This is a genomic window from Allokutzneria sp. A3M-2-11 16, from assembly GCF_024213555.1.
Lineage (GTDB): Bacteria > Actinomycetota > Actinomycetes > Mycobacteriales > Pseudonocardiaceae > Allokutzneria.
In genome coordinates this window covers 2,191,385-2,214,672 of the sequence record NZ_JANAVO010000001.1, presented here as the reverse complement: position 1 = coordinate 2,214,672, position 23,288 = coordinate 2,191,385, and the positions used below count along the sequence as shown (strand labels likewise).

The 23,288-nt window shown below is 69.0% G+C and carries 28 protein-coding genes and 2 tRNA genes; 11 read left to right on the top strand and 19 right to left on the bottom strand.

Features of this window, described 5'->3' with window-relative positions:
• Nucleotides 1–147 precede the first annotated feature (147 nt).
• On the top strand, nt 148–1,533 hold the full coding sequence (locus NLX83_RS11065) for a BNR-4 repeat-containing protein (RefSeq protein ID WP_254234744.1): 1,386 nt from the start codon (nt 148–150) through the stop codon (nt 1,531–1,533).
• Between the two features lie 62 nt (nt 1,534–1,595).
• Here the strand turns inward: NLX83_RS11065 and NLX83_RS11060 are convergent, their stop codons facing one another.
• A complete protein-coding gene (locus tag NLX83_RS11060; RefSeq protein WP_254234743.1) occupies nt 1,596–2,726 on the bottom strand; it encodes a thioester domain-containing protein in 1,131 nt (376 codons plus the stop codon).
• Nucleotides 2,727–3,135: 409 nt separating this feature from the next.
• On the opposite strand from NLX83_RS11060, the gene NLX83_RS11055 reads away from it, so the two are divergent.
• Nucleotides 3,136–3,906: a glucose 1-dehydrogenase gene (locus tag NLX83_RS11055; protein ID WP_254234742.1), complete on the top strand. Its 771-nt coding sequence runs from the start codon at nt 3,136–3,138 to the stop codon at nt 3,904–3,906.
• Nucleotides 3,907–3,951: 45 nt separating this feature from the next.
• Here the strand turns inward: NLX83_RS11055 and NLX83_RS11050 are convergent, their stop codons facing one another.
• On the bottom strand, nt 3,952–4,743 hold the full coding sequence (locus tag NLX83_RS11050) for a S1 family peptidase (RefSeq protein ID WP_254234741.1): 792 nt from the start codon (nt 4,741–4,743) through the stop codon (nt 3,952–3,954).
• Between the two features lie 166 nt (nt 4,744–4,909).
• Here NLX83_RS11050 and NLX83_RS11045 point away from each other — a divergent pair, with 166 nt between their 5' ends.
• Genes NLX83_RS11045 through NLX83_RS11030 form a run of 4 tightly spaced genes read left to right on the top strand, consistent with a single transcriptional unit; the run spans nt 4,910 to nt 8,434 of the window.
• Nucleotides 4,910–6,211: a sensor histidine kinase gene (locus NLX83_RS11045; protein ID WP_254234740.1), complete on the top strand. Its 1,302-nt coding sequence runs from the start codon at nt 4,910–4,912 to the stop codon at nt 6,209–6,211.
• Nucleotides 6,199–6,843 carry a response regulator gene (locus NLX83_RS11040; RefSeq protein ID WP_254234739.1) on the top strand — a complete coding sequence of 215 codons (645 nt, stop codon included), beginning with the start codon at nt 6,199–6,201 and terminating at the stop codon, nt 6,841–6,843. The genes NLX83_RS11045 and NLX83_RS11040 overlap by 13 nt, the downstream gene beginning before the upstream one ends.
• The gene (locus tag NLX83_RS11035) at nt 6,843–7,646 is read left to right on the top strand and encodes an SAM-dependent methyltransferase (RefSeq protein ID WP_254234738.1); all 804 of its coding nucleotides are present in this window, start codon (nt 6,843–6,845) and stop codon (nt 7,644–7,646) included. Before NLX83_RS11040 ends, NLX83_RS11035 begins: the two co-directional genes overlap by 1 nt.
• Nucleotides 7,647–7,681: 35 nt before the next feature.
• Complete coding sequence (locus NLX83_RS11030) at nt 7,682–8,434, top strand: hypothetical protein (RefSeq protein WP_254234737.1); 753 nt, start codon at nt 7,682–7,684, stop codon at nt 8,432–8,434.
• Nucleotides 8,435–8,439: 5 nt separating this feature from the next.
• Here NLX83_RS11030 and NLX83_RS11025 read toward each other — a convergent pair whose 3' ends face one another.
• Nucleotides 8,440–9,546, bottom strand: a complete 1,107-nt coding sequence (locus NLX83_RS11025) for a hypothetical protein (protein WP_254234736.1) — start codon at nt 9,544–9,546, stop codon at nt 8,440–8,442.
• A gap of 115 nt (nt 9,547–9,661) precedes the next feature.
• On the opposite strand from NLX83_RS11025, the gene NLX83_RS11020 reads away from it, so the two are divergent.
• Nucleotides 9,662–10,117: a hypothetical protein gene (locus NLX83_RS11020; protein WP_254234735.1), complete on the top strand. Its 456-nt coding sequence runs from the start codon at nt 9,662–9,664 to the stop codon at nt 10,115–10,117.
• A gap of 130 nt (nt 10,118–10,247) precedes the next feature.
• Here the strand turns inward: NLX83_RS11020 and NLX83_RS11015 are convergent.
• The 4 genes from NLX83_RS11015 to NLX83_RS11000 all read right to left on the bottom strand — a co-directional run bounded on the left by NLX83_RS11015 (nt 10,248) and on the right by NLX83_RS11000 (nt 13,705).
• Nucleotides 10,248–10,320 (bottom strand) — tRNA-Arg (locus tag NLX83_RS11015).
• A 37-nt stretch (nt 10,321–10,357) separates the two neighbouring features.
• Nucleotides 10,358–10,447 (bottom strand) — tRNA-Ser (locus NLX83_RS11010).
• A gap of 301 nt (nt 10,448–10,748) precedes the next feature.
• Nucleotides 10,749–12,743 (bottom strand): acetoacetate--CoA ligase, encoded by a 1,995-nt coding sequence (locus tag NLX83_RS11005; protein ID WP_254234734.1) that lies wholly within the window; start codon nt 12,741–12,743, stop codon nt 10,749–10,751.
• Between the two features lie 257 nt (nt 12,744–13,000).
• Nucleotides 13,001–13,705, bottom strand: coding sequence for a dienelactone hydrolase family protein (locus NLX83_RS11000; RefSeq protein WP_254234733.1), 705 nt, complete (start codon nt 13,703–13,705; stop codon nt 13,001–13,003).
• Between the two features lie 162 nt (nt 13,706–13,867).
• On the opposite strand from NLX83_RS11000, the gene hisC reads away from it, so the two are divergent.
• A complete protein-coding gene (gene hisC, locus NLX83_RS10995; RefSeq protein ID WP_254234732.1) occupies nt 13,868–14,920 on the top strand; it encodes a histidinol-phosphate transaminase in 1,053 nt (350 codons plus the stop codon).
• Here hisC and NLX83_RS10990 read toward each other — a convergent pair.
• Nucleotides 14,909–15,352 carry a PIN domain-containing protein gene (locus NLX83_RS10990; protein WP_254234731.1) on the bottom strand — a complete coding sequence of 148 codons (444 nt, stop codon included), beginning with the start codon at nt 15,350–15,352 and terminating at the stop codon, nt 14,909–14,911. The two genes, hisC and NLX83_RS10990, sit on opposite strands and share 12 nt — an antisense overlap.
• The gene (locus NLX83_RS10985) at nt 15,349–15,609 is read right to left on the bottom strand and encodes a hypothetical protein (RefSeq protein ID WP_254234730.1); all 261 of its coding nucleotides are present in this window, start codon (nt 15,607–15,609) and stop codon (nt 15,349–15,351) included. Before NLX83_RS10985 ends, NLX83_RS10990 begins: the two co-directional genes overlap by 4 nt.
• 454 nt (nt 15,610–16,063) lie before the next feature.
• On the opposite strand from NLX83_RS10985, the gene NLX83_RS10980 reads away from it, so the two are divergent.
• Together NLX83_RS10980 and NLX83_RS10975 are read left to right on the top strand one after the other, a co-directional pair.
• Nucleotides 16,064–16,522 carry a hypothetical protein gene (locus NLX83_RS10980; RefSeq protein ID WP_254234729.1) on the top strand — a complete coding sequence of 153 codons (459 nt, stop codon included), beginning with the start codon at nt 16,064–16,066 and terminating at the stop codon, nt 16,520–16,522.
• 3 nt (nt 16,523–16,525) lie between these two features.
• Nucleotides 16,526–16,978, top strand: coding sequence for a hypothetical protein (locus NLX83_RS10975; protein ID WP_254234728.1), 453 nt, complete (start codon nt 16,526–16,528; stop codon nt 16,976–16,978).
• On the opposite strand, the gene NLX83_RS10970 is transcribed toward NLX83_RS10975, so the two are convergent.
• The 3 genes from NLX83_RS10970 to NLX83_RS10960 are packed head-to-tail and all read right to left on the bottom strand — an operon-like array spanning nt 16,975 to nt 18,673.
• Nucleotides 16,975–17,394 carry a VOC family protein gene (locus NLX83_RS10970; protein WP_254234727.1) on the bottom strand — a complete coding sequence of 140 codons (420 nt, stop codon included), beginning with the start codon at nt 17,392–17,394 and terminating at the stop codon, nt 16,975–16,977. The two genes, NLX83_RS10975 and NLX83_RS10970, sit on opposite strands and share 4 nt — an antisense overlap.
• 38 nt (nt 17,395–17,432) lie before the next feature.
• Nucleotides 17,433–17,849 carry a nucleoside deaminase gene (locus NLX83_RS10965; RefSeq protein ID WP_254234726.1) on the bottom strand — a complete coding sequence of 139 codons (417 nt, stop codon included), beginning with the start codon at nt 17,847–17,849 and terminating at the stop codon, nt 17,433–17,435.
• Nucleotides 17,846–18,673, bottom strand: coding sequence for an LLM class flavin-dependent oxidoreductase (locus tag NLX83_RS10960; protein ID WP_254234725.1), 828 nt, complete (start codon nt 18,671–18,673; stop codon nt 17,846–17,848). The genes NLX83_RS10965 and NLX83_RS10960 overlap by 4 nt, the downstream gene beginning before the upstream one ends.
• Before the next feature lie 92 nt (nt 18,674–18,765).
• Between NLX83_RS10960 and NLX83_RS10955 the strand changes: the two genes are divergently transcribed.
• Nucleotides 18,766–19,215 (top strand): Lrp/AsnC family transcriptional regulator, encoded by a 450-nt coding sequence (locus tag NLX83_RS10955; protein WP_254234724.1) that lies wholly within the window; start codon nt 18,766–18,768, stop codon nt 19,213–19,215.
• On the opposite strand, the gene NLX83_RS10950 is transcribed toward NLX83_RS10955, so the two are convergent.
• The 7 genes from NLX83_RS10950 to NLX83_RS10920 all read right to left on the bottom strand — a co-directional run bounded on the left by NLX83_RS10950 (nt 19,154) and on the right by NLX83_RS10920 (nt 23,174).
• Nucleotides 19,154–19,948 (bottom strand): lysophospholipid acyltransferase family protein, encoded by a 795-nt coding sequence (locus NLX83_RS10950; protein ID WP_254234723.1) that lies wholly within the window; start codon nt 19,946–19,948, stop codon nt 19,154–19,156. The genes NLX83_RS10955 and NLX83_RS10950 overlap by 62 nt on opposite strands.
• A 57-nt stretch (nt 19,949–20,005) precedes the next feature.
• The gene (locus NLX83_RS10945) at nt 20,006–20,383 is read right to left on the bottom strand and encodes a type II toxin-antitoxin system VapC family toxin (protein WP_254234722.1); all 378 of its coding nucleotides are present in this window, start codon (nt 20,381–20,383) and stop codon (nt 20,006–20,008) included.
• Nucleotides 20,380–20,670 (bottom strand): hypothetical protein, encoded by a 291-nt coding sequence (locus NLX83_RS10940; RefSeq protein ID WP_254234721.1) that lies wholly within the window; start codon nt 20,668–20,670, stop codon nt 20,380–20,382. The genes NLX83_RS10945 and NLX83_RS10940 overlap by 4 nt, the downstream gene beginning before the upstream one ends.
• Nucleotides 20,671–20,717: 47 nt before the next feature.
• Nucleotides 20,718–21,137, bottom strand: a complete 420-nt coding sequence (locus tag NLX83_RS10935) for an Imm1 family immunity protein (protein ID WP_254234720.1) — start codon at nt 21,135–21,137, stop codon at nt 20,718–20,720.
• On the bottom strand, nt 21,134–21,901 hold the full coding sequence (locus tag NLX83_RS41820; RefSeq protein ID WP_254234719.1) for a DddA-like double-stranded DNA deaminase toxin: 768 nt from the start codon (nt 21,899–21,901) through the stop codon (nt 21,134–21,136). The genes NLX83_RS10935 and NLX83_RS41820 overlap by 4 nt, the downstream gene beginning before the upstream one ends.
• Nucleotides 21,902–22,150: 249 nt before the next feature.
• Complete coding sequence (locus tag NLX83_RS10925) at nt 22,151–22,603, bottom strand: hypothetical protein (RefSeq protein WP_254234718.1); 453 nt, start codon at nt 22,601–22,603, stop codon at nt 22,151–22,153.
• Nucleotides 22,604–22,706: 103 nt separating this feature from the next.
• Entirely contained in the window at nt 22,707–23,174 is a 468-nt protein-coding gene (locus NLX83_RS10920; protein ID WP_254234717.1) for a helix-turn-helix domain-containing protein, read from the bottom strand.
• Nucleotides 23,175–23,288: the final 114 nt, after the last annotated feature.

The window sequence follows — 23,288 nt, the reverse complement described above, 5'->3', positions numbered from 1 at the left end:
GCCCCGCCCGGCGGTGGCGGTGAGTCACCACGACGGGGCCAAGATCACGCTACCTCCGTGCTGGCCCACGCCGATACCGACGTGCGACGATGACTCGCCGCCGCCTGGAGCGCGCCCCACGGGGTCGCAACCAGGAGGTCCCCGCCAATGTCGCGATTGCTTCGCGTCCTCGTACCGTTGTCGCTGCTCGCGGCGACGGTCACCGCAACACCGGCCGCCGCTGCCGCCGTCGCCGCGCGGCCCGCCCCGGAGTTCACCGTGACCACCACGGCTACCACCGTCGCCTCGCGCACCGACCGCAGGCCGATGGCGGGCGCCGTGCACGACCCGGTCGCCGGCGCTACGTACATCACGTGGTCCGGTCAGCACGCCGACAACTACGTGCAGGCGTTCGATCACCGCGTCGGCACGTGGAGCCCGCCGCAGAAGATCGCCGCGGGTGAGTCCGACCCGCACAACTACCCCACTGTGCTGCTCACCGACGACGGCCATGTGCTGGTCTTCCAAGGCATGCACAACAAGGCGTTGGTGATGACCCGTTCCAACCGCGCGCACTCGGTGGCGGACGGCTGGACGCAGACGGAGATCACGCAGGGCAAGGCGGCGAGCTACCCGATGCCGTTCAAGACCGCCAACGGCGACATCTACGTGTTCTTCCGCGAGACCACGCAGGAGCTGGACCCGTCGGTGCCCACCGACACGCGGCCGATACGCTACGTGGTCTCCACCGACGACGGCCGCACGTGGCGCAACTCCGAGCAGCTGACCGGGAAGCCGTTCGCGATCGGTTCGACGTCCCGCGCGGACAACATGAACGAGATCTACATCGGCCAGATGCGCTACGACCGGATCGGCGGCCGGGAGCGGGTGCACATCGTCTACACGCTGGCCGGTGGGGGTCCGGAAGGCCACAAACACGACCGCTACCACCGCAACATCTATTACGCGTGGTTCGACCCGGCGACCCGCACGTTCCATTCCGCGGGCGGTCGCGACCTGGGCACCCAGATCGACGACGCCGACCAGGAACGGCACCTGAAGGTCGCCGAGACCCCATTGGTGCTGCCGGGTGGAATGAAGTCGCCGGACTACATCCAGCTCGTCGGCGCGAACGGCAACCGGCCGTTCCTGCTGTGGTTCACCGGCGACGACAACAAGGTGCTGCACGACTTCGCGTCCGTCTGGACCGGGAACCGCTGGGAGACCTCGGAAATCGCCACCGGGCTGCGGGTGCGCGAGGCGGAGCGCGTCGACGGATCGACCTGGCGGGTCTACGCGACTCGCGAGGGCAAGCCGGGCATCGAGACCTTCCTGCTCTCCGAAGGACGGCGCTGGCAGGCGGAAACGGTGATCCCGACCGCGAAGCCGGTGCAGCGGGTCGAGGTCGTCACCGGTTTCCGGGACCCCGCGCGGATCATCGCCACCGGCGCGTCCAGCGACCGCGACGTGAAGGTGGCCGACGGCGACATCACCGTCGCCGGGATCAGGGCCTGCCGCGTCCAGCTCCCCGTGCTCGGCTGCGTCCTGCGCTGACGGAAAAGCGGGGCCGTGTCCACAGTGGACACGGCCCCGCTCTTGGCTAGCTCAGCCCGCTATCAGGCCTTCTTGCGCCTGCGCTGGAGCACCAGCGCGGTGGCACCACCGGCGACGAGGACGCCGCCGAGGATCGCCGGGAACAGGATCGACGCACCGGTGTTGGCCAGGTCGTCGTCCTTCGCGGGGGTGGTGGTGGTCGGCGCCGTGGTCGGGCCGGTGGTCGGGACCACGGTGGAGGTCGGGGTCGGCTGGGTGGTGACGACCGGGGCCGCCTTCCAGTCCGCCTTGGCCTTCGCCTTGACCTTGGTGTTCTCCGCCTGCGCCAGGATCAGCGTCTGGGTGCGGGCACCGTCGCCGACGAACAGGCGGCCCTTCTGCAGGGTGGCCGTGGCGTTGAAGTCGATCGCGGCCTTGCCCGCCTTGGCGTCGGCCGGGACCGACACGAAGACCTCGCCGCCGTTGGCGACGGAGCTGACCGCGGTGCCCTTGGCGTCAACGAGCTTGGCGCCCGCGTCACCCTTGACGTCGACGTTGACCTTGTCGGCGGTGGTGTTGACCTTGAACGGGCCGATCGGCTTGCCCGCGACGCCGGACTTCTCGGCCGGCTCCACGTTCAGCGCGGGCGCGGGCTGGTTCTTCATGCCCACGTTCTTCGGACCGGTCAGGTACTTGTACAGCGCGACGACGTCGGCCGGGTTGTCGCCCGCCTTGTCGCTGAGCGCGATCTTGTTGCTGAAGTGCCAGATCGCGGCCTGCGTGCCGGAGATCGCCTCGCGCACGTCCAGGGGGCCGCTGCCGGCGGCCTTGGCCAGCGCGGCGAGGTCCGACACCGCCGGGTAGGAGTGGTGCAGGATCCAGTTGACCTTCTCCGGCTGCGTCTTGAAGCCCTTGGAGCTGTCGGGGTACTTCTCCCAGGGCGACTCGACGAGCGGGGCGCCGTTGACGTTGGTGACCGTCAGCTCGACGCAGTAGGTCTTGACCTTGGTGCCGTCCTCCAGCTCGACGCCCAGCAGCTTGGCGTGCCAGGAGTTGCCGTCGGTCAGCTTGACGTGCAGGCCGTCGACGTTGGCGGAGTGGTTGACCTTGGCCTTGGCGGCTTCGGCGAACGCCGGCCCCGCGACGGCCAGGGTGATCGCCGCGGTGCTGAGCAGCACTGCGCCGAGACGCGCGGAACGCAACCCGGATGCCATAACTCTCCTTCCCGCTCGGGATCTCTCCCGGAAACGGGGCTTAAAGGGTTTGGAATTGTTGAAACGGACGCGCCAGTCGCTCGACGTCGAGCCAGTTAGCCCGTTCGGGCTAGTTCCTCAGCGAGAAATAGCAGGTTCGCGGAACGACCGGGCGAACAATACTCGTTCGTGTCAAACCCGTGTGAGCGGGGTGCCCCATAGCAGGAAAATGATCTTCACTCTGGGTAACGAATGCCGGGCGGCCGACACAAGCCCAGGACAACCTCGCCGCAATGGGGCTGATCGGACGAAAACACGCATTACCTGTAACGCGGCGAAAACGTCTCGCGATCGATTCCGAATCACCTTCGGACACGTGTCCGGCGACACCTTGACCTTGACGCCGGTGTCAAACTTTACCGTCGTCCTCATGACGACTTCAGTGGAACCCTTGGCCCGCAACGGAAAGCTCGCCGGGAAGATCGCCGTGGTGACCGCGGCCTCGCGCGGGATCGGCCGCGCCATCGCGCTGCGCCTCGCCGCGGACGGGGCGAGCGTGGTGGTGAACTGGCACAGCAACTCCGCCGCCGCCGAGGAGGTCGTGGCCGCGATCACCGAGGCGGGCGGCACCGCCATCGGCGTCCAGGCCGACATCGGCGTGCCCGCCGACGTGGACCGGTTGTTCGCGGTGACGCTCCAGGAGTTCGGCGCGCTGGACATCCTGGTCAACAACGCCGGGGTGGTCGCGGTGACCAAGCCGACCGCGGAGGTGTCCGACGAGGACATCGAGCGCACCGTCGCGGTCAACTTCACGGGCACGTTCCTGGCGATGCGGCACGCGGCGAGGGAACTGCGCGACGGCGGGCGCATCATCAACATCTCCACGGGCTACACCCGCTACCCGAGCCCGAAGGTGGGCATCTACGCGGGCACCAAGGCCGCGGTCGAGCAGTTCGCCGTCTCCGCGGCCAAGGAGCTGGGGTCGCGCGGGATCACCGTGAACACGGTGCTGCCCGGGATCACCGACACGGACGGGATCTCCCAGGACGTCAGGGAGAACCTGGACGGGTTCATCGCGATGACGCCGCTCGGCAGGCTCGGGCAGCCGCGGGACATCGCCGACATCGTCGCCTTCCTGGCGGGCGACGACTCGCGGTGGGTGACCGGCCAGTCCATCGTCGCGGCCGGTGGCCTCGTCTGAACCCCGGTGCGGGGCCGCAGTACGGGAGCGGCCCCACGCGGGTACCTAGCCGACGTGCCTGGCGATCCAGTCGCGGTGCGCGCTGACGTCTGCGTAGATGCTGTACGGCTCGTCGCAGTTCGTACTGCCCGTGACGATGCCGGGCCTGCTGGCCGGACCGAGCAGCGTCCACCGACCGTTGATCTTCGTGATCTGCGGGCTGCCGGAGTCGGCGGAGCAGATCGCTCCCCCTTCCTCGTTGGCGCGCAAGCACAACTCGTGCGGGTCACTGCTGATGCGAGTGCACTTCTTCGTCTCGACCACCGTGGTGTCCAGCTGCTTCAGCTCTCGTGGCGGTACGATGCAGTTCGTCTCGGTGTCCTTCGCGCACGTCCGGCCCCACCCGATCGCACGGGCGGGAGTCCCCGCCTTCGGCGAGCTCACCGGGAGCGCGACGGGCTGCACGGAGACGGGCTTGGACAGCTCCACCAAGGCGATGTCCGTGCGCTCACCCGGACCGGGCGGGCCGTAGTCGGGGTGCACCACAACGCTCTTCACCCCGACCAGCTCGCCGCCGACGTCGTTGCGGTTGGAGCCGACCCGCACGGTCAGCTTGTCCATCGGGAACTGTTCGTCGGGTTCGGCGCAGTGGGCGGCGGTGATCAACCAGGTCGGCGCGATCACGGCTCCGCCGCAGAAGTGCTTGGGCTCCCACGGCATCACGGGATGCGCCAGCGAAGCCATGAAGGGGTACTGCTGATCGGCCTTGGCGCCCCCGACGATCGCTCCGGCCGGGGTCACGCCGACGACCGCGGTCACGGCGGCCAGCAGTCCGGCCAGGAGGAACTTCTTCTGCATTCGCAGCTCCTTGGTGAGATGGCGGGTGATCTCCGTTCAGAGTGGCGAGGGGAAGCGCGGCCGTCTGCGGGGCCAACACCGGAACCGGCCGGGGTGCTAGCCGGTGTGCGCACTGACGGGTTCACGGGTTGGCGCTGGTCATCGCCATCTCGAAAGAATGCGTTCCGTGAGTAGTGACATGGCCGCTCCGGGCGTGACCCACCGGGCGGGCGCCGTGCTCGGGTTCCTGTTCGGCAGGAGGACCTGGCTGAGCGCGGGCCACCTGGTGCTCGCCCCGTGGTGGGCGCTGCTGACCGCGTTCACGGCCGTGGCCGGGCTGGCGGCCTCACTGGTGACGCTCCCGCTCCTGCTGCTGGGCGTGCCGGTGTTCGTGATCACCGGCGACCTGCTGATCACCGCGGCCCGGACCGAGGCCACGTGGCTCCGCAGGCTCTTCGGCGTCGACATCCGGATCTCGCCGCGCACGGCGCCCTCCGGCGCCTCGATGCTCGGCGACGCGCGGACCCTGCTCACCGACTCCGGCTTCTGGCAGCTCGTGGCGTACAACGTCGTGCGGCTGCCGCTGGCCTGGCTGACCCTGGTGGTGCCGCTGTTCTCCATCGGCTTCGGGTACCTGCTTGTCCACGAGTCGCTGCGGATGATGTTCACCGAGAACCCCCGGCCCGAACTCGCCTTCCTGGTCACCGCGGACCAGATCAGGATCAACGGTCCCCTGTGCCTCGTGCTGGGCTCGACCCTGGTCCTCGCCGCACCGGTGCTCTGGCGCGCGTTCTCCAAAGTCCACATCGGACTCGCGCAGTTGTTGTTGCGCGGCAGCAAGGTCCACGAGCTGACCGAGCGCGTCGGCGAGCTGGAGGTCAGCAGGGCCGCGACGGTGGACTCGGTCGAGGCGGAGCGCAGGCGGATCGAACGCGACCTGCACGACGGCGCCCAGCAGCGGCTGGTGTCGCTGGCCATGACGCTCGGGCGGGCGCGCAGCAAGAAGGACAACGACCCGGACGGCGCGAGCGAGCTGCTGGAGCAGGCGCACAACGAGGCCAAGGAAGCCATCACCGAACTGCGCGACCTGGTTCGCGGCCTGCATCCCCCGGTGCTCGCCGACCGCGGCCTGGACGCGGCGCTGTCCGGCCTGGCCGCGCGCTCCCCCGTCCCGGTGACCGTGCGCTACGACGTGCCGGACCGGCCGCCGAAGACGATCGAGGCCATCGCCTACTTCATGGTCGCCGAAGCGCTGACCAACATCGCCAGGCACGCCGACGCCAGCCGGGTCACGGTGGGCGTGGAGCGCTCCGGCGTGGTCCTGCGGATCACCGTGCGGGACAACGGATCCGGCGGCGCCGTCGTCCGGCCGGGCCACGGGCTCGCGGGGCTGGCCGACCGCGCGAGCGGAGTGGACGGAACCCTGGCGGTCGACAGCCCGAACGGTGGGCCGACCACCCTGACCATGGAGCTGCCATGCGAATCGTGATCGCCGAGGACTCCGCGCTGCTGCGCACCGGGCTGACCCTGTTGCTCGCGGAGAACGGGCACGAGGTCGTCGAGGCCGTTGGCGACGCCGAGCAGCTGCTGCGGGCGGTCCACACGCACCAGCCCGACGTGGCGGTGGTCGACGTGCGGATGCCGCCGACCTTCACCGACGAGGGACTGCGCGCGGCGCTGCTGCTCAGGCAGTCCGAGCCGGGGACCGCCGTGCTCGTGCTGTCGCAGTGGGTCGAGGAGCGCTACGCGGCCGATCTGATCGGCGGCGATCTCAACGGCGTCGGTTACCTGCTGAAAGACCGCGTCGCCGACGTGGCCGACTTCCTGGACGCGTTGAACCGGGTCGCGGCGGGCGGTGCGGTGTTCGACCCTGATGTGATCGCGCAGATCCTCGCGCGCAACCGGCGCAACGACCCCCTCGCCCCGCTCACCCCGCGCGAGCGCGAGGTGCTCCAACTGATGGCGGAGGGCCGGTCGAACGCGGGAATCGCGTCGGCGCTGACCATCACCGAGCGCGCGGTGGAGAAGTACGTCGGCAGCATCCTCGGCAAGCTCGACCTCCCGCCCGCGGGCTCCGACCACCGGCGCGTGCTCGCCGTTCTCCGCTATCTTGAGAGCTGATGACAGCTCTGGAGCGATGGCGAGATTCCCTTGCCGCGTGGGAGATTCCGGCCGACGTGCGGCCGGAGGAGTCGCCGTGGGTGCTGCCGCGCGAGGTCTTCGTGCGGCGCTGCGACCGGCAGGTGGAGCGGCGCGAGGGCGCGTCGCTGCGGCTGACCGAGGAGGCGCTCGGCCCGGACGGTGGCAGCGTCCTCGACATCGGCGCGGCGGCGGGCGCGGCCAGCGTCCCGCTGCGCGGTGTCACCGAACTCGTCGCCGTGGACGGTGACGCGGAACTGCTCGCGGAGTTCGCGCGGCGGGCTGAGGCGCGGACCGTGCTCGGTCACTGGCCGGAGGTCACGGAGAGCTGCCCGGTGGTGGACGTGGTGGTGTGCGGCCACGTCGTCTACAACGTGGCCGATCTCGCGCCCTTCGTGGCCGCGCTGAACGAGCACGCACGGCGGTTGGTCGTGGTGGAGATGGCGGAGCTGCATCCGTTGACCGCGCTGAACCCGCTGTGGCGGCACTTCCACGGCATCGAGCGCCCCGCTGGCCCCAGCGCCGACGACTTCGCGGACTGCCTGCGGGAGCTGGGAACCGAGCCCCGCGTTGAGCGCTGGCGCCGGGAACCGGCCGCCGAGTACGCCGATTTCGGGACGCTCGTCGAGGTCACCCGGCGGCGGCTGTGCCTGCCACCGAGCCGACTGTCCGAAGTGGACAGACAACTGCTGGCACTCGGGGTCGACCCGGACCGGCCACCCGATCTCGGTTCGTCCGGGGACGACGTTGTCACCCTGTCGTGGAGGCCTCGGGTGATCCACTAGCCTCGGCCGTCACATCGGTGAGGCCAGGAGGAAAAGTGACCGGGGTTCTTGACTGGAGCGGACTGCGTGACGCCTACGGGCCCGCGACCGAGGTTCCGGCCCTGCTGGACGCGCTGACCGGCGCGGACGAGGACGGCCGCCAGTCGGCGATCAACGATCTCTACGGCCGGCTGCTGCACCAGGACACGCTGTCCGACGCCACGCCGCACGTGGTGCCGCTGCTCGCTGAGCTGATCCCCCGTCCGGGACTCGACGCCGAGATCCGCGCGCACCTGACCTTCTTCGTCGCCGGGATCGCGAACACCACCTCGGCGTTCTCGCCGGACGGCACGGAGATCGTGTGCGCCTCCTACGACGAGGCCGGTGCGGAGACCGACATCCCGGAGACCGTGCTCGCGGCCAGGGCCGCCGTCATCGCCGTGGCGCCCGCGCTCTTCGAGCACCTGACGCTGGACCGCGACGCCGCGGGCATGATCGCCCTCGCCACGGTCGCCCCGGACGCGGTGTCCCCGCTGCACGTCGAGGAGTTCGCCAGGCTCGCCAACGAGGGCGGGGACCTGGGCGCGGCCGCGTGGATCGCAGTGGTGCTGCTGCGCGGTGAGGACGTGGACGCCGAAGAGCTGCGTGACCGCGTCTCCGGCAACCCGGACGTGCTCGACATGGTGGAGTGGAACCTCGCGGACGCGCCGATGGACATCGTCGCCCGCTCCGCCGCCTTCGAACTGGCCGCCAGCGCGGCGTTCCCGGACGGGTTCGGCCCGGACGGCTTCGGCTCGGACACCGAGTAGCTCGCTCACCGGCCCGCCGTCACCGCGTGGTGACGGCAGGCCGGGCGGCGGCGGTAGTAGTAGGCCAGCACCGCTGCCGCCAGCAACGGCGCCCACAGCGGGAACGGGAAAGCCAGCAGCATCAACGGTTTCGGCTCAGGTCCCGACAGCGCCATGATCCCGAACGACACGCCAGCGAACGCCATCACTGCGGCGATCAGGGCTCCGAAGGTCACGGGGAACGCGATCGGCACCGGTCGGCCGCGCAGCACGGGCACCCACCGCGGCCAGATCTCGCCCCACCGCTGGATCAGCCCGAGCGTCAGCACGCTCCCGCCGATCGCGGCAAAACCCAGCAGCAGTCCCATCAGCCGGATTCCCGGCGAGGACGCGACGTTGTCCGGCCCCAGCAACGGCGCCGGGGTCAGCCACGACATCCGCATCAGGCCGTACGGCAGCGGGCACAACGCGGCGGCGATCGTCACGTACCTGCCCCAGCGCGCGGCGGCCTCGGGCTCCGTCCACGAGGCGCCCGGCCGTCCGCACGAGCCGCAGCGTCCCTTTCCAGTACGGAAAGCGACTACCGCCGCCCAGCCCCACACCAGGCCACCCACGAGGAAGAACACCATGTAGAGCGGGCGCACCGACAGTTGGTTCTCCGGCGCCGCCTCCGCGTTGAGCAGCGCGGAAATCGCTGTGCCGTCAAGGATTCCACTCCACCAGCCGACGAGACCAAGCACCGCCAGCCCGCCGATCACGATCAGCGCGCGCCGGAAGCTCTTCAGCGCTCCGGCGATCAGCGCGGTCACCAGGGCGACCGGCGCCACGAACGCGAAGAGGTACCCGACCAGGATCAGCACCTGCGTGTCCGGGACGCACAACCCGAACAGCACGGCGTACAGACCGCCCAGCCAGGCCACTCCTCGACGTGCGAGCACGGCGGCGACCCCGATCGCGCCGAGCACCAGGACCGCGGTCGCGCCGACCCGCACGTCCACACCGGCCAGCAACGACCCGCCGTTGGGCCGGGTGTCGTTGGCGCCGAACGGATACGCCGATATGTCGATCGTCCACCACACACCGAGCGCCGTGGCGAGCAACGACCAGAGGAGCGGGAGCACGCGAACGGTCATGCCACGAAGTCTCAGCGGGACGCGACGCGCCGAACTCCCTCCGCAGAGGGAGAAAGCCTCGCGCCGACGAGGGAAACCGGGACCCGTCCCGTGACGATGGCGCTAGTCTCGCCGGGTGGCCGGGAGCAGGGAGCTGGGGGCGCGCGTCACGCGCTACGAGACGGACAACGCGAAGCGCAGTCACCTGGCTTTCGCACTGTTGTCGGTCGGCGTCGTCTTCTTGGTCGCCTGCGTCCTGCCGTTCCCGATCCCCATTGCGAGCGCGATCCTCGGCCTCACGTGCCTTTGGGTCGGGTGGAGGCACGCGCGGCTCGCGGCGAAGCACCCGGAGGAGGCGTTCCTGCTGCACGAGGGCGGCCTGGTGCACGAGCACTCCGGGCAGGCCCACGTGTACCGGTGGCACGAGCTCGCCTCCGCCACCGACAACGCCAGGGACAACGCGGTGACCCGGCTGTTCGGGCTGAACGTGAACCTGCGCATCACCCTCGTCGGCGGCGGCGAGATCGTGGTCACCGGCCTGACCCCGGGCGCGGCCCAGCTCTCCGAAGCCGTCCTGCGCGCTACCCGATAGGCCGTTCGACTGAGCTGTGGACGGGGAGCGGCCACACCGCTCCCAAGATCACGGCGGCGTCTGTCCACTGTGGTCGGAAAAGACGAAAACCCCCTGTTGCCAGGGGGTTTTCGGCTGTCTCAACCAGACGTGCGCTCGACAGGATTCGAACCTGTAACCTCTTGATCCGTAGTCAAGTGCTCTATCCGTTGAGCTACGAGCGCGAGTTTTCAGTTGTGGCCCCACCAGGGTAGGACACTGCGGAGGCTCCGGGATTTGAACCCGGGATGGGCGATAAACCCAAACCGCATTAGCAGTGCGGCGCCATAGACCGGACTAGGCGAAGCCTCCCGGGGCCATCTCTGACCGCCGGGGTAAACCTTACACAGAGCGTCCATCGCAAAGCAAAACGGGGGTCCCCTGACTGCGTTCGAGCAGGTCGGAGGGGGCGCCGGACCGTCCGGCGCCCCACGACGCTACGTCTCCTCGCGGTCCGAGTCGACCGTGCCGAATCCCGAGCCCGGGCGGCCGATCTCGCCGTAGCCGTCCGGATCCGGGGTGTGCCCGCGGTGGTCCTGCTCGTCCAAGGCCATGCGGAGAAGCTTCCAGGGCCGATCGGGCAAGGCAACGCCCAAACGGGTGGAGCGGCCGGCTACGGGTGGTCACCCCTGGCGAGTTCCTCGAAGGGGCGCAGCGCTTCGGGGTTGCTCAGCGCCTCCCGGCTCACCGCGCGATCGGCGGGCGTGCCGGTCAGGATCTTCTTCACCGGCACCTCGCACTTCTTGCCGTTGAGCGTCCTCGGCACGTCGGCCACCGCGATGAACCGGTTCGGCACGTGGCGCGGCGAGAGCTGGGCGCGCAGCTCGGTGCGCAGCCGGGGCTCCACGTCCTCGAGCGCGATCCCCTTGTCCAGCACCAGGAAGCACAGCAGCTCGCCGTCCTGTCCGGCTGTGTTCAATTCGGACGTGTCGATCACCAGCGAGTCGAGCACCTCGTCAAAGCCCTCGACGACCCGGTAGAACTCGCTGGTGCCCATCCGCACGCCACCGCGGTTGAGGGTGGAGTCGCTGCGGCCGTAGATCACGCAGGACCCGCGCGGGGTGACCCGGATCCAGTCGCCGTGCCGCCACACGCCGGGGAAGGTCTCGAAGTACGCCTCGCGCAGCCGCGTGCCGTCCGGGTCGTTCCAGAACGAGATCGGCATCGACGGCATCGGCTTGGTGATCACCAGTTCGCCGACCTCGTCGGTGACCGGCTTGCCCGCCTCGTCGAAGGAGTCGACGGCGGCGCCGAGCATCCGGCAGGAGATCTCGCCCAGCCACACCGGAACCTCGGGCGCGGCGCCGACGAAGGCCGTGCACAGGTCGGTTCCGCCGGACACGCTGGCGATCTGCACGTCGCCGACCTCGTCCATGATCCAGCGGAAGCCCTCCGGCGAGAGCGGTGCGCCGGTGGAGCCCAGCGCCCGCAGCGCCGACAGGTCGTGGTCCCGCGCGGGCTTCAGGTCGCGCTTGAGGCAGGACTGGATGTAGGGCGCGGAGGTGCCGAAGAAGGTGATCCGGTGCCGCTCGGCGAGCTGCCACAGCGCGCCGAGGTCCGGGTACGCCGGGTTGCCGTCGAAGAGCACGATCGTGCTGCCCACCATCAGGCCGGAGATCAGGAAGTTCCACATCATCCAGCCGGTGGTGGTGAACCAGAAGAACCGCTCACCCGGACCGAGGTCGCATTGCAGCGCAAGGGCTTTGACGTGTTCGACGACGATCCCGCCGTGCCCCTGCACGATGCCCTTGGGCAGTCCGGTGGTGCCCGAGGAGTAGAGGACCCACAGCGGGTGGTCGAAGGGAACCGGGTCGAACTCCAGCGCGGCACCGGCGTTGCGGTCGAGCAGCGCCCGCCACTCCACGGTGTCCGGCAGCGCGGAGCCGGTCGCGAGGTAGTCGACGAGCACCGTCGCCTTGAGGCCGGGAATCCCCCGCCGCAGTTCGTCCACTGTGGACCGTGTGTCGAACTTGCGCCCGTTGTAGACGTATCCGTTCACCGCGATGAGTACGGTCGGCTCGATCTGCGTGAAGCGGTCCGACACCGCGCGGGCGCCGAAGTCCGGGGAGCAGGAGGACCAGGTCGCGCCGAGGCTCGCCGCCGCGAGGAAGGCGATCAGCGCCTCGGGCGAGTTCGGCACGAGCGCCGCGACGCGGTCACCCTCGCGCACGCCCAGTTCCACCAGCCCGGCGCGCGCCGCGGCGACCTCCGCACGCAGCTGTCCGTAGGTGAGCGTGGCCTCGAACCCGTCCTCACGCGCGAAGATCACCGCGGAGTCGTTGTCTCCCTTGCCTTCGCCGCCCCGCAACGCGTGCTCGGCGTAGTTCAGCGTGGCACCGGGGAACCACCGCGTGCCCGGCATCCGCTCGTCGTCGAGCACCGTGCGCGGGCGGTCGTGGAAGCGCACGTCGGAGAACTCGGCGAGCGCGCCCCAGAACCCGGCGAGGTCGTCAACCGACCACTTCCAGAGCGCCGGGTAGTCCGGCAGGTCCAGGTCGCGTTCGGCACGCAGCCACGCGCGGAACGCGGCGATCTTGGTGGCACCGGCCCGGTCGGGGTCGGGCCGCCACAGCAGCTCGGGCTCCTCGGCGGTGAGGTTCTCGCTCATGCCTGCTTCCTAACTCATCGACAGGCGGAGGACCAGCGCTGTGTCCCACACAACGTTCCACACAACGACATGCCCCGCGCCGTAGTTGGGGCGTCTTCAAGTACCCCGGACCCCCCGCCCCCGCCGTCTCAAACCGCCCCCAACCCCCGACCGCGGCAGGGGTTGGGGGCGGTTGACGACCGCTGGGAGGGGGGTCCGGGGTACTTGAAGACCGGCGGACCCTGGGGCGGAGTGCTACCTAGTGCAGGTGGGACTGCCTAGCGCAGGTGGGAGTCGAACCAGTTGAGGGTGCGCTGCCAGGTCTCCGCGGCCGCGCGCGGGTCCTCGGCGTGCGGGTCGATCGGGCCGGAGTAGACGACGACGTCGGTGGCGACCTTCGCCGAGGAGGCCGCGTCGCGCAGCTTCTCCACGTCCTCGCGCGGGATCATCGTGTACTGCTCGCTGTAGATGCCCAGCCACGGACAGGTCAGCTCGCCCGCGACCTCGACCAGCGGCGGCAGGTTCGGCGAGAGCGCGGAGACGATGCCCGCGCCCGCGACGGTGACCGCCGCGCCGAGGCTGCGGCTGGTGGCCACGAACAGCGCGACGGAACCGCCGATGCCGAAGCCGACGACGCCCATCCGGTCGGACTCGACGCCCTGCTGGGCGAGCCAGACGAACGACGCGTCGGTGTCGGCGAGCACCGAGTCCGCGGAGAGCCTGCTGACCTGGTCGAGGATGCTCTCGGCGTCCTCGGGGTCGTGCACCTGGTCATCGCCGTCCCGGTGGTAGAGGTGCGGCGCGATGGTCAGCCAGCCCTCCTGCGCCAGGCTGGCCGCGACGTCGCGGATCGCGTCTGTGACACCCCTCGCCTGGTGCAGCAGGACAAGACCGCCACGAACCGCCGTGTCCGGTTCCGCGACTGTGCAGCGGAGTTCGCTGCCGTCGGTGAGCTGGAGCGTTTCGGTGCGGGTCTGCGTCATAAAGCCAGCCAATCACGTCGGGGTGAACACCAGTCAACGTGACCAACCATACGGAGCAACAAGCGCGAGCCGCCCAGTGGAAATTCGACTCACCGTGTCGGCGCGCTCGTGCATTAGGTTCATCTTCGGGTGTTCAGCCAGCAGCAGAGCTTAGGAGTGGCGATGACCGTGCGGACCCGCCCGGACCTGGAGACACTGCCCGGCTACCAGCCCGGCAGGACGATCCCCGGCGCGATCAAACTGGCCAGCAACGAGGTCTCCCTCGATCCGCTGCCCAGCGTCCGCGGCGTGATCGCCGAGGTGGCCGCGGGCGTGAACCGCTACCCGGACATGGGTGTGACGGCGCTGGTGGATCGGCTGTCGGCGAAGTTCTCCGTCGAACCGGGCAGGCTCGCGGTCGGCTGCGGCTCGGTCGCGCTGTGCCAGCAGCTCGTGCAGGCCATGTGCGGTCCCGGTGAGGGCGTGGTGTTCCCGTGGCGCTCCTTCGAGGCCTACCCGATCGTCACGCAGATCGGCGCCGCACGGGCGATCAAGGTGCCGCTGACCGGAGCACACGCGCTCGACCTCGACGCGATGCTGGCCGCGATCACCGAGGACACCCGGCTGATCTTCGTGTGCACGCCGAACAACCCGACCGGGACCACGCTGCGGCGCGCGGAGCTGGAGCGGTTCCTCGACGCCGTCCCGCGCGGCCCGCTGATCGTGCTGGACGAGGCGTACCGGGAGTTCGCCACCGATCCCGACGTGCCGGACGGCATCGAACTGGCCCGCGACCGCGACAACGTGGCGGTGCTGCGCACCTTCTCCAAGGCGTACGGTCTGGCCGGGCTGCGGGTCGGCTACTGCTACGCGCCCGAGGCGGTTGCCGAGGCGATGCGCAAGGTCTGCGTCCCGTTCAGCGTGAACGTGATCGCGCAGGCCGCGGCGATCGCGTCGCTGGACGCCGAGGACGAGCTGATGGAGCGCTGCCGGATGATCTCCGGGGAGCGCGACCGGGTGCGCGGCGAACTCCTCGCGATGGGCTACGACGTGCCGGAGACGCAGGCGAACTTCGTGTGGCTGCCGCTGGCCGAGCGCGGTTCGGCGTTCAACGCGCACTGCCTTGAGCAGAAGCTCGTCGTGCGGCAGTTCCCCGAGGGCATCCGCGTCACGATCAGCACCCCCGAGGAGAACGACCTGTTCCTGGCGGCTGCCAAGGGTTTCCTAGCCCGCTAGCCGGAAGTCGACCACCTCGACGGGCATGCCCGCCGCCGCGACCGCGGTCCAGTGCCGGTCGCCGGTGAGGACGGGCACGCCCGCCTCCCACGCGAAGGCGAGGCAGCACAGGTCGCCGAGGGAGAGCTTGCCGAGCCTGCGCTCGCGGGTGCGGCGGATGCCCGCGTCGATCCGCTTGAGCTCGGCGAAGCGCTGCGCGTGCTCGATCTCCAGCGGCACGACGGTCACGCCCATCGCCTCGATCTCGGCGGTCGCCGACACGGAGTCGATCCCGGCCGACTGGGCCAGGCAGTAGAGCACCTCACCCAGGTTCACCGAGGTGATCAACGAGTTCGGCAGCACGTCCGCGTAGGGCTGGGCCTGCGGGGTGCCGTCGAGCAGCGCGAGCACGAACGAGGCGTCGAGCAGCACCGGGCCTTCGGGAAGGCTCATTCGCGCTCGGCGTCCTCAGCCCGCGACGCCAGCAGCGCGGCCTCCAGCGAGGCGTCGGTCCCCTTGGCGCGCTTGCCTTCCGCGACCGCCGCCTGGAGCCTGCCGAGCGCGGCCCTGGGGTCCTCCAGCACGATGCGGCCGGGTCCGACGACCCTGGCCACCAGTTCCTTGGCCTCCGGCAGCTCCGCGTCGCGCAGCAGCTGCGCGGGCAGCGTCGGCCGCCGCTTGGCGTCGAGGACGAGCCGGTAGCTGGTCATGCCACCCACGATACGCCGTAGGTGGGACGACGTCGATGCTTCCCACCGGGCGACTCGACGGCAAACAAAAGTGGGACGACCGCCACCGATCGCCCCACTCCGTCCACTATCCCATTCGATGTGCCATCGAAGGAAGTTGTTGCGCAAAAACTCTCCTAACCAACTCGAACGTGACGCCCCGAGCGCACAACCATGTCGGCATTATTGGAAGCGCATGCATTGACCTGCACGGGAACGCAGTGCCACGCGCCAGTCACGGAGCGGGATGACAAAGCTGTACTCCATTCGCGAAAAAGGCAGTTCAACGCAGCACCGGTTCGATAAACGAACGTGGACGACAATCATTTTCGCTTTTCGGCACTTCACCCCTCACCGAAACCAGTACGTGTCTCATCTTGACTACTACCGAGAATCTGGGTCATACTCGGTAGTCGAACCGGACGGGGAGGTCGCCATGACGGTCACCGAGGAGACCCGCCAGCTGATGGACCTGTTCGAACAGGTCGAGGACATCGAAGAGGTGGCCGAGTCGCTGCCCCTGGACGACCACCGCCGCAAGAAGCTCGTCGACGTCGCCGACCGCATCCTGGCGAAGGTGCCCCCGGTCCGGCCCGTGGTCGCGGGCGCGCTGCTGGACATGACGGACAAGACGGTGCGGGCGTGGGCGCACGAGGGCGTGCTGACCGTGCTCAGCACGGAGCCGAGGATGCTGCTCGACCCGGCCCGGCTGCACGAGGTGCTGCACCTGGTGACCGATCTGCGCCGGGCGGGCAAGACCAGGGGCCTGCTCGACGAGGTCTACCGGCGGCTCAGCGATCTGGCGCTGCTGGACCGCGAGGACCTGTCCGAGAGCATCGACCAGATGCACCGCGGCCAGGGCAGAGTCGTCCGGCAGGCGAAGGCGGACGACTGACACGTGCCGGTGAAGGTCACCGAAACCACGCTCGCCAGCTCTCAAGCCGCGGGCCTGCGCGGTCCGGCTCGCAAGGCGTACGAAACGTTCCTCGACGACCTGGCCAACCGGGGCTGCGCCGCACTGGGCTACCGCGTCACCGGCCCGGAACCGTTGCCCCACCTGTGCGTGAAACACCTGCGGGGCAACGATCGCGTGGTGGTGGCGTTCGAGAACCGGTCATCGGCGTGGGTGCTGCTGGTCGGCCCGCACGAGGACGGTGACCCCGGCCGCAACGTCTACGACCGGCTCTACGAGCTGGCGGGCGTGACCCCGCCGCCGAGCTGGAAGCGCACGCGCCCCAGCTGCTGCTCCGACACCGGCGAAGCACCGCTGACCAGCCCCGAGGTCGTCGACAACCTGGTGTTGCGGGCCCGCGCCGTAGGGCGCAAGCACCGCAACCAGTTCCGCCGCTAGCCGGGCAACCCGGGCACGTGGAGGCCGAAGGTCCACTCGTAGCCCTCGGGGTCGAGAACCCGGCAGCGGTAGTTGTACTCGGTCTTCTCCGGCTGCCACACCACCTTGGCGCCGCCCGCGATCGCCGTGGCGTAGACGGCGTCGACCGCTTCCTCCGTGGCCAGGCTGATGTAGAGCCCGTGCCCGACAGTCGGGCCGCGTTGCGCGCAACGGTCGTATCCGGCGCCGTCATCGCTGAACACGATGATCGCCACGTTCTCGCGCCGCAGCTCAGCGTGCGCGATTCCACCCTTGTCGTCGGGGTACTCGGTGGTGGTCTCGAAGCCGAAAGCCCGCTCCAGCCAACGAAGTGCGGCGGGGGCGTCGCGGTAGCTGAGGTAGGAATGCAGGCTCGCAGGGCGCGTTGATTGGGTCATGCGGCGACCCTGACAGGCATCTAGGACAACCAGTGTCCTCAGTCGTAATAGCCCTCGACAACGGCTTTCGCTTCTTCGAAGAGCGCGGGCCCTTCCTTTGGCACCACTGGGAAATCGCCGCCTGACTTGAGGCTGAGCAGCTGCTCGGTGGACAGCGCGAAAACGACGCGGCCCAGGCCCGACCGCGCGATGGCGCCCTCGCACATCCCGCAGGGCTGGCAGCTGGTGTACATCGTCGTGCCCGCGGCCGTCTCCCGATCGAGCTCGCGAGCGGCCCACCTGGCCAGCTTCAGCTCCGGGTGCGCGGTGATGTCGGAGTCGGTGATCGAGCTGTTGCGCTCCTCCGCGAGCACCTCACCACCCGGACCGACCAGCAGCGATCCGAACGGCGGGTTCCCACCCGCCCGTGCGGACGCGGCGAGTTCGATGGCCCTGCGCAGAAAGTCCTCGGTCATGGGTGGTCCTTCCGGATCTCAGCGACCGCGGCGAGCGCCCGCCAGGCGGTCTCGGGTCGCAGCGTCTCTTGGGGATCGCCGTTGAACGGATCGAGCAGCACGGTTTCCGCGCCGAGCGCACGCAGCTCCGCGAGATCCTGCGCGATCTGGTCGGCAGTGCCTTCCCCAGCAAGGCGATCGGCGTCGTGCACCGGCTTTTCGGTCAACCGCAACGCGATCCGGGGCGCCAGCGCCGGGGCTCCCGTGCTGGGCAACCTCTCGACCGCGGCGCGCATCCAGGCCGGGGTGAACCGCAACATGTGCCACGCGTCGCCGAAGCGCACGGCGCGGCGCATCGCGGCATCGCTGTTCCCGCCGACCCAGATCGGGATTCGCTTGGCGCCGTAGTCGTCTTCGTCGGCCCACGCCTCGCGAACTGTTCGGAGTGCTTCGTCGGTCAGCCGCCCGCGTTGCTCGAACGGCACCCCGAGCGCGGCGAACTCCTGACGCGCCCAGCCGACGCCGACGCCGAGGATGAACCGCCCGCCGCTGAGCTCGTTGAGGTTCGCGGCCATGCGCGCCAGCAGCAAGGGGTGGCGGTACGGGGCGACGACCACGGTGGTGCCCAAGCGAATCCGGTCGGTGATACCCGCGAGCCAGGACAGCGTGGTGAACGGCTCGTAGAACGGCGCCGGGTACTGGTCGGCGACGTCCGGGGTCACCGCGACGTGGTCGGACATCATCAACAGGTCGAAGCCGAGCCCTTCGACGGTCCGGGCCCACGCCCGCAGGACGCCGGGATCTGCACCGGGGCCGAAGTTCGGCACGTTCACACCGATTTGCACAGCTCAAGGCTATGAAGTGACGGCAGCCAACTGAAGAGACTCCTTGCGGCGTTCACCGCGAACAGCCGTGGATCTCCCGGTATTTTCGCCGAATGACCGAGAGTCTCGATCCGACCGACTGGGAGATCCTGGTCGAGCTGCAACGCGACGGTCGGCTCCCGTTGACCGAACTCGGCCGCCGCGTGAACCTCAGCGCCTCCGCGGTCACCGAGCGCGTGAAACGCCTGGAGGGCGCGGGCGTGATCACCGGCTACCGCGCGACGGTCGACCTGCCGAAGGTCGGCTACCCCGTGCTCGCCATCGTGCGGCTGAAGTACCCCGGCAGCCAGCACCAGCCGCTGCGCCACCTGCTCGGTGAACGCATGGAGATCTTGGAGTGCCTGCGCACCACCGGCGACGACTGCTACACGCTGAAGGTGGCCGCGGGCTCCATGGAGCACCTTGAGGAGATCATCGACGACCTGGCCCGCTTCGGCAGCACTACGACCAATGTGGTCTACAGCCAGACACTGCCCTATCGCGGTCCTCAGCGACCGTCCTGACGGCTGTCTCCGCCGCCGCGGCCAGCGACCGCCGATCTCGTCCGACTGAGTTGATCAGCGGGAGCACGTGCACCTCGATCTCCAGTCCCCGCAAGGCAACCGTGCGGTGCAGCGCCGTCAGGAACGTCTCCTCGCCGAGGAACGAGGCCGCCGTCGTTGGCTTTCCGGCCACCACGAAGCGCAGCGCCACCGGCCGCACCGGCACACCCGCGTCGATCGCCGCTTGGAACGCCGCGGGCTTGTACCGCCCCGATTCGCGGCCGCACCACGTCGTCCCTTCCGGGAACACGCTGACCGCCGCTCCGCCGCGCATCACCTCCGCCAGCTCCGCGACCGTGGCGGGCAACGTGGACAGCTTCGCCCGATCGACGAAAACCGTCCCCGCTCTGGCGGCCAGCGCGCCGATCACCGGCCACTCCCCCACTTCCCGCTTCGCCAGCGCGCGAGCCGGTAGCACCGCGTTGACCGCGACGATGTCCAGCCAGGAGGTGTGGTTGCCGACCACGAGCACTCCGGACTGCCTTTCGGGTTCCCCGAAGACCTTCAGCTTCGCGCCCAGTGCCCGCAACACCGCCCGGAACCACCACTTGCGGCCTCCGCACAACGGAGCCGTCAGCATCACCGCGATGAGGGCCAGCATTCGCAGCGCGCGTCGCGGCGGCGAGACCGTGTCCTCGCCTTGTAGGCATCCCAACCCGCAGGGAGACTGCGGCATCCAGGCATGCGCTGTCATACGCCGACTGTGCCGGGCGTGCTTGAACCCCGTCTGACGTCGACGTGTCCGCCCGGCTCAAATCTTCACAACGGTTACCCGTCGCCCGCACAGCATCGCCATGTCGTCCGGGTCGGACGTGAGCACCGTCGCCGATCCGCTCACCGAAAGCGCCGTGGCCGCGAGCATCGCGTTCTTGTGACCACGAAACCCAGCCTGTTCAAGCAGAACCGCTGCCAGCTTCGCGATCTCGATCGTCACCGGTTCAATGGACAGCCGCGAGACCACCCAGTCGAAAGCTGGGCGATTGATGCGCGGGTGAAGCACCTCGACCAACGTCGCCGCGCTGGTCACCACCCTCTCGTCGGCGGCTCTCGCCGCGGCCAACCACGCCGTCAGCTCCCGATCCCGCTGGACAGCCTTGGCCAGCCCCTCGCAGTCGAGCACGAGCGTCATGCCGCGCTGCCCGCATCGGGATCGCGCTGGGTTTCCCGCGCCCGCACCAGAATCTGCCGCTTCTCTTCGATCTCTTCCGCGGTGACGGCCCCGTGTTCGGCCTCCGCCGCCGCGATGAGTTCGTCGAGGTTGTCGCGCTCGATCTGGCGCTGCACCGCCGCCTCGATGTAGGCCGAGACCCCGCGCCGACCGACCCGGCCGCGCACCGCGCTGATCGTGCCGCTGTGCATCGACACCGACACGACCGTCGTGGGCCCCTCGCCCGGAAGCACCTCGTCATCCACCACGAGGTACACATTAACAAAAGTTCTAATAGTCCGCTGTGCGGCTCTGATCACCACGTCTGGGGGATGGCCTGCCAAGTCACGCACGTTGGCCGATGACCGGTGGCAATGAACTCCGCCAGCGCGTTGGCGATCTGGGCGCGAGGCAACCAGGAGGCTGGCGGGAAGTCGACGTTCTCGTCTTCGAAGTCGGGACCGCCACCCGGGCCGAGGGTCCGCGCTCGCGGGGTGTCGCGGTCCCAGTAGTAGAGCGCGCCAAGATCCAGTTCGCCATCGATCACGACTACCAGTTCGTGATCGGGATACTTGCCCTCCCACAACTCCCGGCCGTCGTGGGTGACCATCCCAGATGCGGACTTCGGCTGCGCGAGGGCATCGATGACCTGCTCGACATCATCGGCGGTGCGGGCTTGAAGGCCGACCTGCCGACCATCCGAGGTACTCAGGTCCCGGAAGATCACGTCGATCACTGCTCGACTCCTCGATAGGTGTAGCTGCTGCCGTCACGGACCACGACAGTGAGTTCGGCACCAGGTGGCAGGAACGCTGCCAGGTGCTTGTCACAAGACAGGTCCTGGGGTGGCGGGTCGATGCCGCAAGGCTTGCGGTTGATCACGATGGTCTCGCGCATCGGTGCCGTACCGCCTGGCCGGGCGGCGGTCATCTCGCGCATGCGCATAGCGAACTGGATCTCCACATGACGCGCCAGCGTTGGCGGCCCGACCGGCCGACACAGCCCCATCGCATGTGCGTGCTTCGCCGCGGCACCGAACCACCGACTGTTCTCACCAGAGACCAACGGCACGACCGTTCCGTCCGGCGCGACCCACGCACCCGATGTACGACCCCCGTCAAGGGGAACCGGCAACTCGGCACGGGCACGTTCGAGCCGCCGGGCGCGTTCGGCTTGAGTTGGCACGAGTGTCAGATGGTCCGGCGGTTCAGCCGCGGTGGAACCGCCGCCCGGGGCACGGCGACCGCCAAGACCGGCGATCCACGCTTCGACTCGGACAGGCACCTGAGCCAGGAGTTGCCGCACCGCGTGCAGATCGTCCTTGGCGACCTCGAACCGGGTGTGCACCTCACTGACCGCATCATCGATTCCGCCTTGTGTGGCGTGTTGCCAGTACGTGGCGGCGGAGTCGATGGCGTTCTCAGCGGCGTCGATCAGCTCGACGGACAGCCCGGCAACGGCCGTGCGGGCGGCTGCGACGACCTCGCTGCGGATGGACACGACCTCGACACTGCCGCCACCCGAACAGCCCCGGACCGGTTCCGGCGCACTCCACTCAATCGGTGCAGCCGTGAGACCCAAGACCGGAGACGACGATCATTGCCGTTGTCAGGGGTGATCTTGCGGAAGTGGAGGGACTTGAACCCCGGACCTTCTCAGGTCTCCCGCTTTCAAGCTGTACGAGGCTTTGCGCTGTGCTCGCCTGGTCCTGTACTGGACAAACGCACCGTACCAGCGAGCGCAACCCGCCTAGTCGTGTGCACTGGCTTTGATCTTGGTTCGGCGAGGCGAACAGCAGGTCGGGAGCCGTCTCGCCGCGAACCGGCGGACGTCGTCGAGCGAGCGGCGGACGCTGCCACGGGCGCGCACCTGTAGCTCGCGGTAGTCGTCGAGGGAGAGGCCGAGCACCCGCACATAGAGCGTGCGGGTGTCGACGACGAGCTGTTCGGCGATCTCGTTCGGGTAGTCGGACCATCGCACCGCCTCGGCGAGGTCGGAGACGACGACCAGGCGCCGAGCGGCGACGGCGTGCACTTGGTGTTCGAGCCGCGCGTCGAGCCATCCGACGCCGCAGTACCCGAGAACGTCGTCGCGGTGTTCGTGGTGAACGACTTCGTGCGCGACCGTGCATCGCGCCTCGGCTTGTGTGAGCCGCGGGTGGTACCGAATCCGGCCGGCGCGGTAGTCGCCCCAACCGGACACCTTCCATGATGGGTAGACCTCGGCACCGAGCGACTCGGCGTGTCCGAGGGGGTCATAGCGTTGCCCCCAGTGCAAGCCCACCCCTTTGCGTCAACGCGACACGTCAGGCGCCGGTCTCCGGTCCGGGTGGGTCGGGCAACTCCGCATCGCTTGTCCAGGCTTCATCTTGTTGATCTCTCAACATCTTCCCACTTGGCTCATCGGCGACCAGTGTCAACGAGTTACCGGCGCCGTTTGTGGCAACTCTCACCTGATCATCGGGAACACGCCGCCTGAGTCGCGCGAATCGTCGTTCGATCTCGCTACAGATTTCGTGGTCTGTGTACGCGGAGAGTGGTCGGCTGACTTCCTCGTCAGTGAGCAAACCGGCCGCGGCAAGCAGGGGCAAAAGATCAACGTTGAACGCCTTCGCGACCGCGCGTGCGTTGTCGAGCGTGGGAGCGGTTCCCTTTGTGCGCCAAGTGGAAATGCGTCCCTCGGAAACGTTCGATTCACGCGATAGTCGGGCCGGGGACCACCCCAACCGGGCGAGCTGGTCGTCAACGTAGCGCGACCATGCCGTGTCACTCATGTAGCACATCCTACTTTCGGGGACGGAAGTACCGACATCCCCCGTACGAAGGGAGGACAGCTCCCTCCGTCGACTGATCTACCAGGTACTTCCGCGCACGCAACCGTTGAAAGT